The organism is Sulfuricurvum sp. RIFCSPLOWO2_12_FULL_43_24, assembly GCF_001829605.1.
Classification (GTDB): domain Bacteria; phylum Campylobacterota; class Campylobacteria; order Campylobacterales; family Sulfurimonadaceae; genus Sulfuricurvum.
The window spans coordinates 15,683-31,852 of record NZ_MIBT01000010.1 but is presented as its reverse complement, the minus strand read 5'-3'; the positions used below and the strand labels follow the sequence as shown (position 1 = coordinate 31,852).

The window sequence follows — 16,170 nt, the reverse complement described above, 5'->3', positions numbered from 1 at the left end:
TTCGGTAATTTAGCGCGTGATGTCCGTGCCATTTGTGACGCAGGGTGTGACTTGGTACACGTTGATGTGATGGATGGACACTTTGTCCCCAATCTCACCATCGGGCCGGTCGTCGTCAATGCTATCGCAAAAGCTGCGACAAAACCGCTCGATATCCATCTGATGGTGCAGAACAACACTTTTTTTGTTGACCTCTTCGCTCCCTTAAAACCGCAATACATCTCCTTTCACATCGAAGAGGAAAAAAATCCTCACCGCCTTATTCAGTATATCCGCTCGCTGGGGATCAAACCCGCTATCGTTCTAAACCCTCATACTCCCGCCGAAGCGATCGAGTATCTTTTGGGTGATTTGGATATGGTTTTGGTCATGTCGGTTAATCCGGGATTCGGAGGACAAAAATTCATCCCAACCGTGATTGATAAAATCAAACGTCTCAAAGCGTTGCGAGATCGTATTAACCCCGAGTGTTTGATCGAAATCGACGGTGGAGTGGGTAGTTCAAACATCCAACTGCTTAAAGAAGCCGGAGTTGATATCTGTGTCGCCGGCAGTTATGTTTTTGGGGCGGAGGATTTTAAAACCGCGATTGACAGCTTAAAAGTATGAAAGTCAAGATCTGCGGGATTACTAATCTAGAAGATGCTTATATAGCTATTGATGCGGGAGCCGATGCACTCGGATTTGTCTTTTATCCTGAATCACCCCGCTATATCACTCCTCAAGATGCTCGTTCCATCATCAAAATGCTCCCCCCCTTCGTGGAAAAGGTAGCCCTTTTTGTCAATGAAACTCCTGAAGTGATTCGTGAAACCTGCCTCTTAAGCGGTTGCACCTTGGCACAGATCCATTTCGATGTCGAAGACGATTTTTTTACTCAGGTAGATTTCCCCTCTTTGCGTGTTGTGCGTGCCAAAAAACGAGAGGACATCCTCACCCATACCGATGAATACCGTCTGATTGATGCGTATTGTGAAAGTTTTGGCGGAAGCGGTAAACGGCTCAATATCGAATGGTTTGAAGGGATTGATTGTTCTAAAATTATCCTTGCCGGAGGGCTTGACCCAGATAACGTGGCAAGTCTTAAATCGTACGGTTTCTACGGTGTTGATGTCAGCAGCGGTGTCGAAGCATCTTATGGTAAAAAAAATCCTCAGCGTGTTAAAGCTTTTATCCAAAAGGCTAAAGAGTGACACTATCGGATCCCAAAACCCTCTCTCGACTCTCTAAAAACGGTATCCCAAAAAAAGAGTTTGAAGATTCTTTAGGTATGGAGAGTGAACTTACCCTTGAACTGTTAAAAGCACAGGGGATGAACATTGCACTGCACAATGATGTTTACCTCTTTGAAAGTACCGTTACCAGTGTTGATGATACCCTTTTTTGCATCGTTGATGTCGAGTCCAACGGTTCTAAACCCTCACGTGACCAAATTATCGAAATCGGAGCCGTCAAGCTTCAAAACGGCCGCATACTCGATACCTATGAAAGCTTGGTCTACTGCAACTCTATATCGGATCAGATTCAAGAAATCACCGGTATCAAGGTGGAACAAACCCTAAAAGCGCCCGTGATGGGAAAGGTCATGCGGGAATTCCGTCTCTTTTTAGGCGATGCCGTATTTGTCGGTCACGATGCCAAATTCGATTATAATTTTGTCTCCGGCATGATGGAACGGGTGGGCCTTCAAAAACTGCTCAACCGCTCTTTGTGTACGATTGATTTAGCCGAACGAACCATCGAGAGTGAACGCTACGGTCTCAAGTATCTTAACGAACAATTAGAGCTCTATAAAGATGCCACCCACCATCGAGCCCTCTCCGATGCAATGACAACCACAAAGCTCCTCAAACGGACACTGACACTCATCCCCCATACTATCCACAACACAGAAGAGCTGATCGCATTTTCAAAAGAGGCAAAACGGTTAAAAAGACCAAAAGTAAAAAAAGAAGAGAAGAAAATAAAAGTAGAGGAATAAGGGTTAACCTTATTCGCTGAATCTGCCCATTCCGACAAGACGGTTGTAACGTTTTTCCAGACGTTCCGCATCACTCAAAGTTTTGAGTTTTGACACTTCACCCAGAAAATAGTTTTTAAGAGCACGGACAGCACCCTCTTTATCACGATGTGCCCCGATTAGAGGTTCATCAATAATATCATCGATCAAATCAAGCTCTTTAAGATCGGCAGAGGTGATTTTAAGCGCTTTGGTTGCAGCTTCCACTTTGGTCGGATCGTTCCACAAAATAGCCGAACACCCCTCTGGAGAGATAACACTGAATACGGAGTAGCGCATCATCGCAAGGCGATCGGCCACACCGATAGCCAATGCTCCACCGCTTCCCCCTTCGCCGATAACAACCGATACGGTAATCGTATTAAGGTTAGAGAGTTCGAGCAAATTACGGGCAATCGCTTCACTTTGATTACGTTCTTCAGCACCAAGCCCTGGGTATGCGCCCGGAGTGTCAATCAGCATCAACAAAGGGATATTGAATTTCTCGGCCATTTTTGCCACGCGGAGAGCTTTCCGATACCCTTCAGGATGCGGCATACCGAAGTTGCGTTTAAGCTTGTTTTTGGTTCCGCGCCCTTTTTGCTCACCGATCACCATTACCCGTTCATCACCGATGGTTCCGATATAGCAGATGATAGAGAGGTCATCACGAAAATGGCGATCCCCGTGAATCTCATATTTTTGATCCAAAAGGAGATTGATGTAATCAAGCGCATACGGGCGGTCTTGGTGACGCGCGAGCTGAAGCTCTTGATAAGGGGAAAGATTAGCATAGGTTTTTTGAACTTCTTTGTCCAAATCCTGCTTCAGAATCTCTACTGCATGGTGATCATAGCGTACTTCTGCCGCAATGATCTCTTCTTGGATTTGACGAATAGTCTGTTCGAAATCTAAATAGGTAGCCAACGGCTTGCCCTCTTATATTTTTTTGAAAATAACGACACCGTTAGTGCCGCCAAATCCAAATGAGTTGCTCATAACGATATTCAGCTCTGCTTTGCGTGCCACATTCGGAACGATATCCAAATCACAGTTTTCATCAGGGTTTACGTAGTTGATGGTTGGAGGGATAATACCATCACGCATCGCCATAATACTGATAACCGCTTCGATTCCACCCGCTGCACCGAGGCAGTGACCCGTTTGACCTTTGGTTGAACTTACCGGAGGACAGTTCTCTTTGGAACCGAATGCGATTTTAAGCGCCGCAGTTTCATTTTTGTCATTGGTAGGGGTGCTTGTTCCGTGGGCATTGACGTAATCGACTTTCGGATGTCCCGCCATTTTCAATGCCGCTTTCATGGCACGTAACGGCCCTTCAAGACTCGGAGTCGTAATATGATTCGCATCGCCGCTTTCACCGAAACCGATAAGCTCAGCATAAATACGTGCTCCGCGAGCCACTGCCGCATCATACTCTTCGAGTACCAATGCAGCCGCTCCCTCACCCATAACAAATCCGTCACGTTCCGCATCAAACGGACGTGATGCGTGTTTTGGATCATCGTTGCGGGTGCTAAGCGCTTTCATCGAAGCAAATCCGCCGATACCGACACCGGTAATCGCCGATTCAGCCGCAACCACGAGCATTTGATCCGCACCGCCGATCATAATCGTCTTTGCCGCTTCACTAATAGCGTGAGTCCCCGCCGCACATGCCGTTACCGCAGAAAGATTCGGCCCTTGCAAACCATGATCGATCGTGATAAATCCTCCGAGCATATTGACCAATGCACCCGGAATAAAGAATGGAGAGATACGACGAGGCCCTTTGGTCTCGAGGATAATCGAGTTGCGCTCAATCGATGGAAGACCGCCGATACCCGATGCTGCATCGATACCGAAACGCTCTTTATCAAACCCTTCCGGAAAATTGGCATCTGCCATCGCCTCTTGCGCCGCTTTAATCCCCAAATGGATAAAACGGTCCGCTTTTTTAACCTCTCTTGCATCCATAACCGATTCAGGATCGAAGTTTTTGACCTCACCGGCAATTTGCGCACTTTGTGTTGAAGCATCGAAAATCGTGATCATATCGATCCCGCATTCACCTTCACAAATTGCTTTGAATGAGCTCTCTTTATCATGACCAACTGCATTGATCATTCCCATTCCGGTTACTACTACTCTTTTCACATTCTCTCCTGATGGTGGATGGTCTGAAACTTTGGCTCCATTAAGCCAAACTCTTAGACCATATTGTTAGATTGATACTATCGAGGCAAAACCTCGATAATGGTTTTAGTTTTTGCTTTGGATGTAGTTGATGACATCTTGAACAGTTTGGATTTTTTCCGCTTCGTCATCAGGGATTTCGATATCGAATTTCTCTTCAAGAGCCATTACCAATTCAACAACGTCAAGGCTGTCAGCGCCAAGATCTTCTACGAATTTAGAATCCTCTTTAACTTCGTCCGGGTTTACGCTGAGTTGCTCAACCACTACTTCTTTAATATCGTCGATAAGTGCCATAATAGCTCCTGTTCCTATGAATAAAATCGGCAAATTATACCATATTTAGCTTAAGGAGGCAAAATAGACCTCCCAACCTAGTACTACATAAACATCCCGCCGTTGACTTTGAGGGTCTCTCCGGTAATGTAGCTCGCATGATCACTAAGCAAAAACGCCGTTGCTTCCGCCACTTCTTTTGCATCACCGAAACGTCCCATCGGGATTTTTGCCGTAAAGGCCGCTTTTACTTCCTCTTTTAACTCATCCGTCATATCGGTTGCGATAAAGCCCGGAGTGATACAGTTGTAACGGATGCCGCTGGTTGCCGCTTCGATCGCAAAACTTTTGGTCATCGCGATCATTCCCCCTTTGGATGCGGCATAGTTGGTTTGTCCCGCATTCCCGGTTTCACCTACGATTGAGGCCATGTTGACGATGCTTCCGAATTTTTGTTTGCGCATCGCTTTCATCGCTTCACGGCAACCGATAAATGCAGAAGTAAGGTTTGCATCAATGACACTCGTAAATTCTTCGGCCTTCATACGAAGCGCCAATTTATCGTTTGTAATTCCCGCATTGTTAACAAGATAAGAGAGTTCACCGTCCGCATCGACAATGGTTTTCACCGCATCGACAAACGCCGCTTCATCCGCAACGTCAAAACCGATCACCGCCGCACATCCGCCTTCAGCTTCAATCGCTTCTTTGACTGCGTCTGCCGCTGCCGCACCGCTGCGATAGTTGATCCATACTTTAAGACCGTATCCCGCCAATACTTTTGCCACTTCCGCACCGATTCCTCGGCTTGAACCTGTTACCAATACATTTTTACCTGTGAATTTCATCTGTTTCCTTATGTTGTAAAGTTTTGTCATTGCGGACCCGATCCGCAATCTTTGAGATCCTGAATCAAGTTCAGGATGACGAAAAAGCCTAATGATATACTAAATCAGCGGCCCATCCATCTCGGATGGAATGTCAAGCCCCATCAGTTTGAGAACCGTCGGTGCTACATTATTCAGTGCGCCCGGATGAACCTGCTTCACCCCATCTGCCATCACAAAACACCATACTTTTCCGACCGTATGATTCGTGAGGGTATTGCCCGCATCATCACGCATCTCTTCGCAGTTACCGTGATCGGAGGTCAAAACCATTGCATAGCCGTTTTTTTGTGCTGTTTCGACAATCCGTCCCAGCTCTTCATCAACGGCCTCAACCGCCTTAACCGCTGCTTCAAAGTTTCCGGTATGCCCGACCATATCGCCGTTTGCGAAATTAACGACCACAAAATCAACCCCTTCATCCATCGCTTTAAGCACAACATTACCTACTTCAGGAGCGGACATCTGCGGTTGCATATCATAGGTTTTCACTTGTGGGCTTGGGATCAGTACCCGTGTTTCGTTTTCATACGGCTCTTCGATACCGCCGTTAAAGAAAAAAGTAACGTGGGCATATTTTTCGGTCTCTGCCGTGTGAAGCTGTCGTAAACCTGCTTTAGAGATGACCTCAGCGAGCGTATTGATCGGCGCATCTTTAGGAAACAGCACCGGATAAGGGAAATTTTTGTCGTACTGCGTTATTGTCGCCAAATGAGTCGGTACAAATTCCCGCTTAAATCCGTTGAACGCAGAATCGCCCACAGCCGTTGTCAGCTCACGCATCCGATCGCTTCGGAAATTGAGTATTAAAACAGCATCACTCTCTTTAAATCCGTCATATCCTTCAAAAGCCGTAGGGGTGATAAATTCATCGGTCTCACCGGCAGCATAGGCATTTTCGATGTAATCGGCAACACTTTGTTCACTTTTAGGGTTGGCACATACGATTGCATCATAGCCCTTTTGAACACGATCCCAGCGATTATCACGATCCATTCCAAAAAATCGCCCGCCCAATGAGCCGATCTTAACGTTAGGATAGCCGTGTGCATTGACCGTATGCAAAAAGAGTTTTGCCGATGTAGGGGCCACATCTCTCCCATCGCTAATCAGATGGAGCCATACCTCTTTGCCCGCTTCGGCAGTAATCTCCACGACTCCCATCAAATGATCGATGTGCGAATGAACACCACCGTCGCTTAAAAGAGAGATCAAATGGATCCGCTTGCTGGTTTTGAGTAATGAGGCAAAAACACTATTATTCTCAAACGTTCCCTCTTCGAGAGCCAGAGAGATTTTGACTAAGTCCTGATACAATACCCGACCGCTTCCGATCGACATATGTCCTACCTCAGAGTTGCCCATCTGTCCCTCAGGGAGACCGACACTCAGCCCAAAGGTATCGATCAGTGAATGGGGAACATCACGAAACAGTTGATCGTACGTCGGCTTATGGGCCGCGTGAAAAGCATTATATTCACGTTTCTGAGAGTAGCCGATGCCGTCAGTAATGACTAAAACCGTTTTTTTACTCAAATTGGCTCCTTCGATTAATCAAACTTTTGACTAATTATATTAAAATGTCACTTGCTTTACAATTTTGTCTTTTAAAGAGTACCCTAAATGTTATATTGGTTTTATCAAAATATCCCTGCTGATTCTTTTTTCCACTTAAATATTTTTCAATACATTACCGTTCGGGCGGGCATTGCTTTCTTTATCGGTTTACTCCTTACCCTCTTTTTTATGCCTCGCTTTATCACCTGGGCACAGCGCTCCGCACGCGTGCAGCCAATCAATGAGTACGTCAGCGCTCACCAAGGGAAAGCCAAAACCCCAACAATGGGGGGAATCGTTTTTGTTGCTTCTACCGTTATAGCATCCCTCCTGACAGTAAATATCACAAACCCGTTTGTTATCGGCGGCTTATTGACGTTAGTATTTTATGCGTATATCGGTTTTACCGACGACTGGGGTAAAATTCGCGGCGGTGACAACCTTGCAGGACTTAGTGCCCGTGCGAAACTTACCCTCCAGATCATTTTTGGTATTGCCATTGGATTATTTTTGATCTATGTTGCCAAACTAGAGACCGGTTTTTACGTTCCGTTTATCAAATCGAGCCTTTTTGATATGGGGGGATGGAGTATTGTGTTTTGGGTTTTGGTTATGATTGCCACTTCCAATGCGGTCAACCTTACCGATGGACTCGACGGTCTTGCCACGGTTCCCTCGATCTTTGCCCTCCTCTCCCTCAGCATTATCGTCTACATCGTCGGTAATGCCGCACTCTCCCATTATCTCTTGATGCCGAAAATTCCCGCCGGAGAGGTTGTGATCATCGCGGCGGCATTGATCGGTTCACTGCTGGGCTTTTTGTGGTTTAACTGTCACCCTGCGCAAGTGTTTATGGGGGATAGCGGCTCACTTACCTTGGGAGCGTTTATCGCCTACATGGCAATCATCGGTAAAAGTGAGATTCTCCTTATCCTCATCGGCCTCATCTTCGTCATCGAAACGGTATCGGTTATCTTGCAGGTAGGAAGCTACAAACTCCGCAAAAAACGGGTCTTTTTGATGGCACCGATTCATCACCATTTTGAAATGAAACAGTGGGCGGAGAACAAAATCATCGTCCGATTTTGGATTATCGCCCTCCTCTCAAACATCTTCGCACTAATTACTTTAAAGATTCGCTAATGAAAAATCAAACTATCGCCTGTTTCGGGTACGGGAAAACGACCCGTGCCATCGCCAAACATTTCGGCCCTTGCACTTTTTTCGATGATAAATTTACGGAAGCTTCGGTCGATGAAGAGGGAAATTTTCTCAAACCGGTCGGTGAATTTGATTCCTCTCACTTTTCCCACGAGATCCCCTCACCCGGGTTCCCCCCTTCGCATGCGCTGATCCAACACGCACAGCACCTTATCAGCGAATACGATTTCTTTGCCCCGCAAATGCCGTTTTCGATCTGGATCAGCGGTACCAACGGCAAAACAACGACAACACAGATGGTCGAACACCTCCTCAGCGACAAAGGAGCCATCAGCGGCGGTAACATCGGGACTCCATTAGCCGATATGTCCCCCGATGCCCCGATCTGGATTTTGGAAACCAGTTCGTTCAGTATGCACTACAACACCATTGCACGTCCGAATATCTATGCCCTCCTCCCTGTTACCCCCGATCATGTCAGCTGGCATGGGAGTATGCAGGCTTATTACGATGCGAAACTGGGGCCCCTCACCATGATGAAGGAGGGAGAAGCGGTCATCTTGCCTAAAATGTTTGCCGATGCCCCCACCAACGGATTTAAAATCATCTACGAAGATGAAAAAGATCTCGCCGCATATTTCGGATTTGATGCTTCTAAGATCAAATTTAAAGGGGCATTCTTGATGGATGCGATGATTGCGATGGGGATTGATAAAATCCTCTATGATCGATGCGATTATGACCGTATTAACGCTTTCGTCCTCGATCCTCACCGTCAAGAGGAGTTTCGCGACGCTCGCGACCGTCTTTGGGTCAACGATTCCAAAGCGACGAATATCGATGCAACCCTCGCCGCATTACGAACCTACAGCGATCATAAAATTCATCTGGTACTCGGAGGGGATGACAAAGGGGTCGATCTCGAAGAGCTTTTTGCACCGCTTAAACGCTACGATGTAGATGTCTACGCAATCGGAAGCAACGCTTTACGTCTTGAAGCCCTTTGTAAACAATACAACATCCCCTGCACCCTCTGTAACACTCTCGATGTTGCGGTAGAGCAGATCAGCAAGAAACATAACCGCCACAGCATCGCGATGCTCTCTCCCGCAGCGGCAAGTTTGGATCAATTTACCTCGTACGCCCAGCGGGGGAACCTATTTAAGGAACTTGCGAAAGCGACAAAATAGTCGCTTTCCACACTTTAAGCTTATCTTTAAGCTTGTCAAGCTATAATTTCGGCCTCACAAAAGTGGCTAATTAGCTCAGTCGGTAGAGCAGTAGACTGAAAATCTGCGTGTCCTTGGTTCGATTCCGAGATTAGCCACCACCTATATTTTGAAACTCACAGCCCATTAAACCACAAGATACAACACTATTACTCCTCTGCACAATAAAATGCTATAATCATTGCCAATACAATTAAAGAAAATTGGACAGGGTCAAATTGTGAACAATACGCGAGAAAAGATAAATACTAAAATCGAGTATGCCTATCAAGAATGGTTGTACGCTTTGGATGCTATTTCATCTCCGATATTTCTGCATGACAAAGAGTTCCGTATCCTCCGCTGTAATAAAGCCTACAGTAAGTATGCCGGCATCCCCTATTCCGAGATTATCGGCCGACTCTATTATGAACTCTTCCCTAAAAGCGACGGGCCCCTGCCCCACTGCACCGAAGCACTCGAAGATCCTTTAAGTGAAGGAAGTGAGGAAGATGTTAAGATTGACGATAAACTTTTTCATTCAAAAGGTTTCATCATCAAAGATGAGCGAGGCAATTATCTTTACTCTTTGCATATCCTCGAAGATATTACCGAACAACGACAAATTGAACAGGCTCTTCGCGAAAGTGAAGAGAAATTCCGTATGCTTGTCGAATCAACCAGTGACTGGATTTGGGAAGTTGATCAAAATGGAAACTACACCTACGTCAGCCCAAGCGTGCAGACACTCCTTGGCTACACCCCTGAAGAAGTCTTAGGGAAATCCCCTTTTGATTTTATGCCCCCCGATGAAGCTCAGCGTCTCAGTTCCGGATTTAAAAAACTGGTAGCTGATCATACTGCGCTTACGACCTTGGAAAACACCAATGTGTGCAAAGACGGAAGTACCAAAACTTTGGAAACGAGCGGTCTCCCTTTTTTTAACGAGCAGGGGGAATTTGCCGGTTATCGGGGGATCGATCGGGACATTACGGAGAGAAAACTCTCTGAAATATCACTCAGCCGTGCCAACCGTGCACTCAAAACCCTCTCATCGTGCAATATGGCCTTGGTACGAGCTAAACATGAATACGAATTGCTTCAAACAGTCACCAATGTAATCGTTGAGCAGGCAGGATATAACCTCGCTGCCGTTGTATACGCTGAAGAAAACCCGCAAAAGAGTTTGACTCTCATAGCCGGAGCCGGATTAAACGTTAAGAATCATGAATGGGCCAATAATATCACATGGGATGATACGCCCGATGGTCAATTGCCCGTTTCGTTTGCGATACGGACCGGGACAACACAAGTCTGTCACAATATCGCCTGTGCCATCGGCGTAAAATTATGGAAAGAGGCGGCCCTCTCAGAAGGATATATTTCAAATATTGCTCTCCCGCTCTCAAATGCAGACAAAACTTTTGGCGCTCTGTGTATCTATTCCAGCGAAGAAAACACTTTTGACGAGGAAGAGATTCGCCTCCTCGAAGAACTCGCCAATGATCTCTCCTACGGTATCCTCAATCTACGCACCCGCGCCCTTCATGAACAACATACAATACTTCTTCGGCAAAGTTTGGAACAGTCTATTCAAACCATAGCCGCTACGGTTGAGGCACGCGATCCCTATACCGCAGGTCACCAACATCGTGTAAGTGAATTAGCGACAGCCATTGCCCGTGAAATGCAATTAGGTGATGAACAGGTGCAGGGGATACATCTCGCCGCTATCATCCACGATTTAGGTAAAATTCATATCCCTGCAGAAATCCTATCCAAGCCCGGTAAACTCAACAAAATCGAGTTCATGCTGATACAAACCCATCCTGAGGAAGGATACAATATTCTCAAAGATGTCAAATTTCCATGGCCGATTGCCGACATTATCTTACAACACCATGAGAAAATAGACGGTACCGGCTACCCGCAAGGGCTCAAAGGGGATGAAATACTGCTTGAAGCAAAAATTATCTGCATTGCCGACGTCGTCGAAGCGATGTCATCGCATCGACCTTATCGCGCATCATTAGGGATCGAACCGGCGTTAGAAGAGATCAGACGGGGACGGGGAAGCTGGTACGATGCTTCAGTGGTTGATGCATGTCTGAAACTGTTTCATGAAAATAGATTTACTTTCAGTAATACTCGATAATTTCGTACGATGCACACCATTCAATGCGAACACTAACCGTTCAAAGCCGATCATAATTACATCGAGTATTTCTTGTATAATGTCAAAGAAAATACCCGTTTTATTGTTATTTTATGAATTGCCATCCAAACCGTATTTTCAATTATCGGATTTTGTTGAACTTCCGAATACAAATCCCTAAGGTCATGCATGAAACAAAAATCTCCGATCCAAGTCTGTTTATTTCCTGCTGCAGGATACGGAACCCGTTTCTTACCCGCTACCAAAGCAATGCCCAAAGAGATGCTTCCGGTACTCACAAAACCTCTTATCCAATACGGAGTAGAAGAGGCGATGGAAGCGGGGATGAACACCATGGCAATCGTCACCGGTCGCGGAAAACGTGCTATCGAGGACCATTTTGATATCAGTTATGAGCTGGAACATCAGATCAAAGGGACATCAAAAGAGAAAATGCTCGCAGACATTCGTCATATTATCGATAAATGTACCTTTTCCTATACACGACAGTTAGAGATGAAGGGGCTGGGACATGCCATCTTAACCGGAAAACCGCTAGTCGGACATCAACCTTTTGCCGTCATTTTGGCGGATGATTTATGTGTCAATGATCATCAAGGGGTACTTACCCAAATGGTCGCATTGTACGAAAAATATCAATGCTCGATCGTTGCTATTGAAGAAATCGATCCCAATCATACCGATAAATACGGGGTTATCGCCGGTGAAGAGATTGAAAAGGGTATTTATCGCGTCAGTACGATGGTTGAAAAGCCCTCACCTGCCGATGCACCAACCAACCTTGCGATTATCGGGCGTTATATCCTCACACCCGATATCTTTGATATTCTCAGCTCCACCAAACCCGGCAAAGGGGGAGAGATCCAAATCACCGATGCGCTCATGGAACAAGCACGCACCGGAAATGTTATCGCCTATAAATTCCAAGGCAAGCGTTACGACTGCGGAAGTATCGACGGATACGTTCAAGCTACGGTAGAGCTTTACCAAAAATCAAAACTACAGCCCTCACACTAAGTACTTTTATCACTCCTAAGCCAACTCGCTTATGGCAGTGTTATCACAACAATGCGTCTTTTTGCATCCGCTCTTGAAGCGCTATCAAAATATAGGCGCTCACTGTTCCTCCATGAAATTCTCTTATTTTTTCTTCCCACTCTACCGGTATGGTAATCAGCTTTTTTTTCTTCTCTTTATCACTTAAAAAAGGATTACGGTTGTTTTTCTATACGAACAAATTCACCGAGAATTTCTCCTGACGTACCCAATAGTGTCAATGTTTTTTCGCCTAAGCGGTATCGTTTAGAGAGCATCAGTACGTGACGAAACTGATCGGCACTTTTCATCCGCTCCGGCTCACATGCCATCATCGTCGACATCATTTTATCCGATATCATTAGGGTATCGCCGCTGGAAATATAAGCTGATCCGAAGCGGTTACACCCATCACTCCCGCTTATTCTTCCATTATCAAAACGGATCGTGGCACTCGAGCTGAGGGATTTCCACTCTCCGTTCAAAGGATCTTTTGACCCTATCTGAAGCGTTGAGCATCCACCTATCAGTAACGCAGCAGTCATCGTTGCAAAGATTCGTTTCATCATCAAAATTCCTCATTTTGTATCATCAGCTGCCCCACCAAATCCAACAAGCCAACTTCATTAACCATCATATCATAATGAGAAATGTTTAATTCACTCTCGACACTTTTCATTTTAAACTCTGCATCCATAACATCCAGCTGGTTTTTGATCCCTTTTGCATATCCGCTTTGTACTGATTTTAGAAACAATTTTGAAGATTCTACTGCTTGTTTGAGAACACTGATTGACTCATATAGTGATTCTCGTTGTGTCCATAACTCTTCGAATTTATCTTGAATTTGCAGATGTGCCAGTTCTTCATTCGATTCGGCGGCATTAAGTAATAATACGGCTTCTTGGACTCTTGAAGAGGTATAACCCCCTTGATAGATCGGGAATGAAAGCTGGATGAAGGCTTTATTGTCGTATTTGTGTGCTACTGGGTCATTGGTATAGTTTTGACTCCGTCCCAAACTCAAATCGGCTTTAGGATAATGATCGTATCGGCGGATAGAGACTTCATCTTCCGCCGCTTTTTTGGAGAGGCGTGCAATTTTGATCTCCTTGTTTTCTTGGAGACGGTTTATCCACCCCTCTTTCGACATGGAAAACTTCGTATCGCTTCGGAGCGGGGCGATGGAATCGAATGGCGTTTTACACAATCTCGCCAACTTATTTTTCAGCGTTTGGTATTCTCGTTTTTTGGCTATAAGATCTGCTGACGCTTTTTCTTTGTTCACTTTCGCTTCAATTAATTCGACGCTGTTGGACAACCCCATCCCTATCATGTCGGAGCTTTTGCGAAACTTCGCGTCATAAAGTTCTTTTTGACTTTGCAGTTTTTCTATACTGGCTTGAGATTGGAGTATTTGCATGTACGTTTTAATCACATCGACACCTACCAATTGAGCCTGTTTTTCGAGCTCGGTCGTCGAAGTGTCGTATCGTGTTTGCATTTGATCGACTGCACGCCATAATTCCGGACGAAACAACGGTTGGCTGAGAGACAGAGAATACGTTTTATACATTTCGGAGGTCTCCGCACCGTTGTAGGATGTCTCGTATTCGTATTTACCCCCCGAAGCGCTAATATCCACTTTAGGAAAAAGCCGCGCTTGCGCTTGCCGAACATTCTCTTCGACGGCTTGGGTTTTGAATTGCTCGACACGATATCCCGGATGATTCATCAATGCGAGTTCATAAGCTTTTTGCAATGTCAACACACTATCAGCAAAAACACTGATGCTGCACGCCAATAGCAAAGATGAATAGTGCCTCATCGTTCACGCCCTGATTCTTGCCACGCTTTTTGAACCGGAGAGAGGAGATATTCCATCACCGTCCGTCTGCCCAGATGAATTTCGGCAATTGTTTGCATCCCCGGAGTGAGTTTAAGCCGATTACCATCTAAATCCAATTCTTGCGATTGCAGATGAATAAGTGCTTTATAGGTCATGGTCATCGGTGCAGCCGTATTGGATGGCTCCTGCGGTGTTTGTTGAGCCGCTTGGATCGCATCCGCACCTACATGAATAACTTCACCGTCAATCATTCCGTATTTTTGGAACGGATAGGCCACCAGTTTGACTTTGACTTTTTGTCCGGAGTGAACGAACCCGACATCTTCGTTTTTGATCATCACTTCCACTTGAAGCGGATCATCATGCGGGACCAAAGACATCAGTACCGTCCCCGGAGAGACTACGGAGCCTTGCGTATGGGTTGCTAGGTCTTTTATGATACCGCTTTGAGGAGCTTTAAGTTCCAATAAGGAGCTTTTATAAACATTTTTCCCCCACTCTTGCACCAAACGTTTATACTGCGATTGGGTATCGGAACGTTCGTTCTCAAGCTGGCTTTTATCATTCGATGAGAGTTGTGCTAACCGCTTACGAGAAGCCTCTACCGCTGATTGCAATCCTGCAACTGTAGATTTTTGCGCTTGATAATCTTGCTCTTTTTCGATTTTTTCACGCTCTTTATCATCCGCTTCGATACGGCTGATATATCCGTCATTGGCCAATTTTTTATACGATTCCGCATTGCGGCGATACATCGGCAACGTTTGATCAAGTTTGCTTAGCACTTCTTGAGCCGCAGAGAGATCATGTTCTGTTTTTTTAAGTACCTGCATCTCTTGAGCAATTGCATCGTGATACGCTTGGCGATGTGCTGTATATTGCTGCTGCGTCTGCATATACAAATCATCGGGATCTTCTGTACTTTTTTGCAATCCACCCGTACCAAGCTCCGCACCGATTCGGCGCAGTTGAAGTGAGCGTAGACGCATCTCTCCCTCAACACTTCGGGTATCGGATAACATAGCCGTACCATCCATTCGTATTAGCACATCACCTTCCCTGACCGATTGCCCTTCGTGCACGAGAATCTCTTTGATCACTCCCCCCTCGGCCGGCTGGACGATTTTTACATACGATTTCGGGATAAGACGTCCTTCGGCAGTCGCGACAATGTCGAGCTTGCCGAAAATCGCCCATCCGAGTAAAATGAAAAATAAAACGATAACCAAATAAAGAATCGTTTTTGGAAGCTTGCTGGGAGGACTCTCCTGAATAGCCAGAAGCCCCGGAGCGAATTCAATCGCTTCAGGAGTCATTGTAGAGATACGTGATTCAGCCATTCGTTGCAGCATCCTGGAGAGGAACATCCCATGACATCAGTTGCAGCGGAGGATTAGCTCCGGGAACGGGGGCGAATCCATGTACCTGTTGACCGGGGAATAAACTTAGAGCTTCATTGATTGTCTCTTCGCTCTGCCCAAAAGGGGTAACGATATCGATCAGCCAAACATTGGAACCCCCTTGCCATTCGTGTGGAGCAATTTTCGGAGTTCCCGAAAGAAGGCGTGCATGCACATCGTCATTCACTTTTGCCCAAGTGACGAAGGCAAACGGAATTTGGCTACGGGTATAGAGTCGGCATTGATCCAAAATAATTGGAGGCATAATGGTAAAATCGGTTTCGGCGATAAACGTAAATTTTCGGATCGGATCTTTGGCATAAAGCCATATCGCCGGCCCGAGGATCGGCAGTTTTGAGAGAGCCTGCTGCGAATGGGTTAAATCTTCTTCGTTAAAAACGTGGGGTTTGGTTTCATTGCTCATCA

Annotated in this window: 16 protein-coding genes and 1 tRNA gene; 8 read left to right on the top strand and 9 right to left on the bottom strand. The window is 45.8% G+C overall.

Annotation, left to right across the window (positions count from 1 at the left end):
- The 3 genes from rpe to A3G19_RS00945 all read left to right on the top strand — a co-directional run.
- Positions 1–609, top strand: a 609-nt coding sequence (gene rpe / locus A3G19_RS00955; protein ID WP_294870123.1) for a ribulose-phosphate 3-epimerase, incomplete at its 5' end; no start/stop codon positions are given.
- Entirely contained in the window at positions 606–1,193 is a 588-nt protein-coding gene (locus tag A3G19_RS00950; RefSeq protein WP_294870121.1) for a phosphoribosylanthranilate isomerase, read from the top strand. The genes rpe and A3G19_RS00950, both read left to right, overlap by 4 nt.
- Positions 1,190–1,981: a 3'-5' exonuclease gene (locus A3G19_RS00945; protein ID WP_294870119.1), complete on the top strand. Its 792-nt coding sequence runs from the start codon at positions 1,190–1,192 to the stop codon at positions 1,979–1,981. Before A3G19_RS00950 ends, A3G19_RS00945 begins: the two co-directional genes overlap by 4 nt.
- 9 nt (positions 1,982–1,990) lie before the next feature.
- Here the strand turns inward: A3G19_RS00945 and accA are convergent, their stop codons facing one another.
- The 5 genes from accA to gpmI all read right to left on the bottom strand — a co-directional run bounded on the left by accA (position 1,991) and on the right by gpmI (position 6,894).
- Complete coding sequence (gene accA, locus A3G19_RS00940) at positions 1,991–2,926, bottom strand: acetyl-CoA carboxylase carboxyl transferase subunit alpha (protein WP_015652772.1); 936 nt, start codon at positions 2,924–2,926, stop codon at positions 1,991–1,993.
- A gap of 12 nt (positions 2,927–2,938) precedes the next feature.
- Positions 2,939–4,156 (bottom strand): beta-ketoacyl-ACP synthase II, encoded by a 1,218-nt coding sequence (locus A3G19_RS00935; RefSeq protein WP_015652771.1) that lies wholly within the window; start codon positions 4,154–4,156, stop codon positions 2,939–2,941.
- A gap of 105 nt (positions 4,157–4,261) precedes the next feature.
- Positions 4,262–4,492 carry an acyl carrier protein gene (gene acpP, locus A3G19_RS00930; RefSeq protein WP_015652770.1) on the bottom strand — a complete coding sequence of 77 codons (231 nt, stop codon included), beginning with the start codon at positions 4,490–4,492 and terminating at the stop codon, positions 4,262–4,264.
- A gap of 83 nt (positions 4,493–4,575) precedes the next feature.
- The gene (gene fabG / locus A3G19_RS00925; protein ID WP_015652769.1) at positions 4,576–5,319 is read right to left on the bottom strand and encodes a 3-oxoacyl-ACP reductase FabG; all 744 of its coding nucleotides are present in this window, start codon (positions 5,317–5,319) and stop codon (positions 4,576–4,578) included.
- Positions 5,320–5,418: 99 nt separating this feature from the next.
- Positions 5,419–6,894 (bottom strand): 2,3-bisphosphoglycerate-independent phosphoglycerate mutase, encoded by a 1,476-nt coding sequence (gpmI, locus tag A3G19_RS00920; RefSeq protein WP_015652768.1) that lies wholly within the window; start codon positions 6,892–6,894, stop codon positions 5,419–5,421.
- A gap of 87 nt (positions 6,895–6,981) precedes the next feature.
- On the opposite strand from gpmI, the gene mraY reads away from it, so the two are divergent.
- The 5 genes from mraY to galU all read left to right on the top strand — a co-directional run bounded on the left by mraY (position 6,982) and on the right by galU (position 12,477).
- Complete coding sequence (gene mraY / locus A3G19_RS00915) at positions 6,982–8,058, top strand: phospho-N-acetylmuramoyl-pentapeptide-transferase (protein WP_015652767.1); 1,077 nt, start codon at positions 6,982–6,984, stop codon at positions 8,056–8,058.
- Positions 8,058–9,266 carry a UDP-N-acetylmuramoyl-L-alanine--D-glutamate ligase gene (gene murD / locus A3G19_RS00910; protein ID WP_015652766.1) on the top strand — a complete coding sequence of 403 codons (1,209 nt, stop codon included), beginning with the start codon at positions 8,058–8,060 and terminating at the stop codon, positions 9,264–9,266. The genes mraY and murD overlap by 1 nt, the downstream gene beginning before the upstream one ends.
- A 64-nt stretch (positions 9,267–9,330) precedes the next feature.
- Positions 9,331–9,406 (top strand) — tRNA-Phe (locus A3G19_RS00905).
- Positions 9,407–9,525: 119 nt separating this feature from the next.
- Positions 9,526–11,439: an HD domain-containing phosphohydrolase gene (locus tag A3G19_RS00900; protein WP_015652765.1), complete on the top strand. Its 1,914-nt coding sequence runs from the start codon at positions 9,526–9,528 to the stop codon at positions 11,437–11,439.
- 189 nt (positions 11,440–11,628) lie between these two features.
- Positions 11,629–12,477 carry a UTP--glucose-1-phosphate uridylyltransferase GalU gene (gene galU, locus A3G19_RS00895; protein WP_015652764.1) on the top strand — a complete coding sequence of 283 codons (849 nt, stop codon included), beginning with the start codon at positions 11,629–11,631 and terminating at the stop codon, positions 12,475–12,477.
- 194 nt (positions 12,478–12,671) lie between these two features.
- Here galU and A3G19_RS00890 read toward each other — a convergent pair whose 3' ends face one another.
- The 4 genes from A3G19_RS00890 to A3G19_RS00875 are packed head-to-tail and all read right to left on the bottom strand — an operon-like array spanning position 12,672 to position 16,168.
- A complete protein-coding gene (locus A3G19_RS00890) occupies positions 12,672–13,064 on the bottom strand; it encodes an META domain-containing protein (RefSeq protein WP_015652763.1) in 393 nt (130 codons plus the stop codon).
- Positions 13,064–14,323 carry a TolC family protein gene (locus tag A3G19_RS00885; RefSeq protein ID WP_294870117.1) on the bottom strand — a complete coding sequence of 420 codons (1,260 nt, stop codon included), beginning with the start codon at positions 14,321–14,323 and terminating at the stop codon, positions 13,064–13,066. The genes A3G19_RS00890 and A3G19_RS00885 overlap by 1 nt, the downstream gene beginning before the upstream one ends.
- Positions 14,320–15,684, bottom strand: a complete 1,365-nt coding sequence (locus tag A3G19_RS00880) for an HlyD family type I secretion periplasmic adaptor subunit (protein WP_294870115.1) — start codon at positions 15,682–15,684, stop codon at positions 14,320–14,322. The genes A3G19_RS00885 and A3G19_RS00880 overlap by 4 nt, the downstream gene beginning before the upstream one ends.
- Positions 15,677–16,168 (bottom strand): toxin-activating lysine-acyltransferase, encoded by a 492-nt coding sequence (locus A3G19_RS00875; protein WP_294870113.1) that lies wholly within the window; start codon positions 16,166–16,168, stop codon positions 15,677–15,679. The genes A3G19_RS00880 and A3G19_RS00875 overlap by 8 nt, the downstream gene beginning before the upstream one ends.
- Positions 16,169–16,170: the final 2 nt, after the last annotated feature.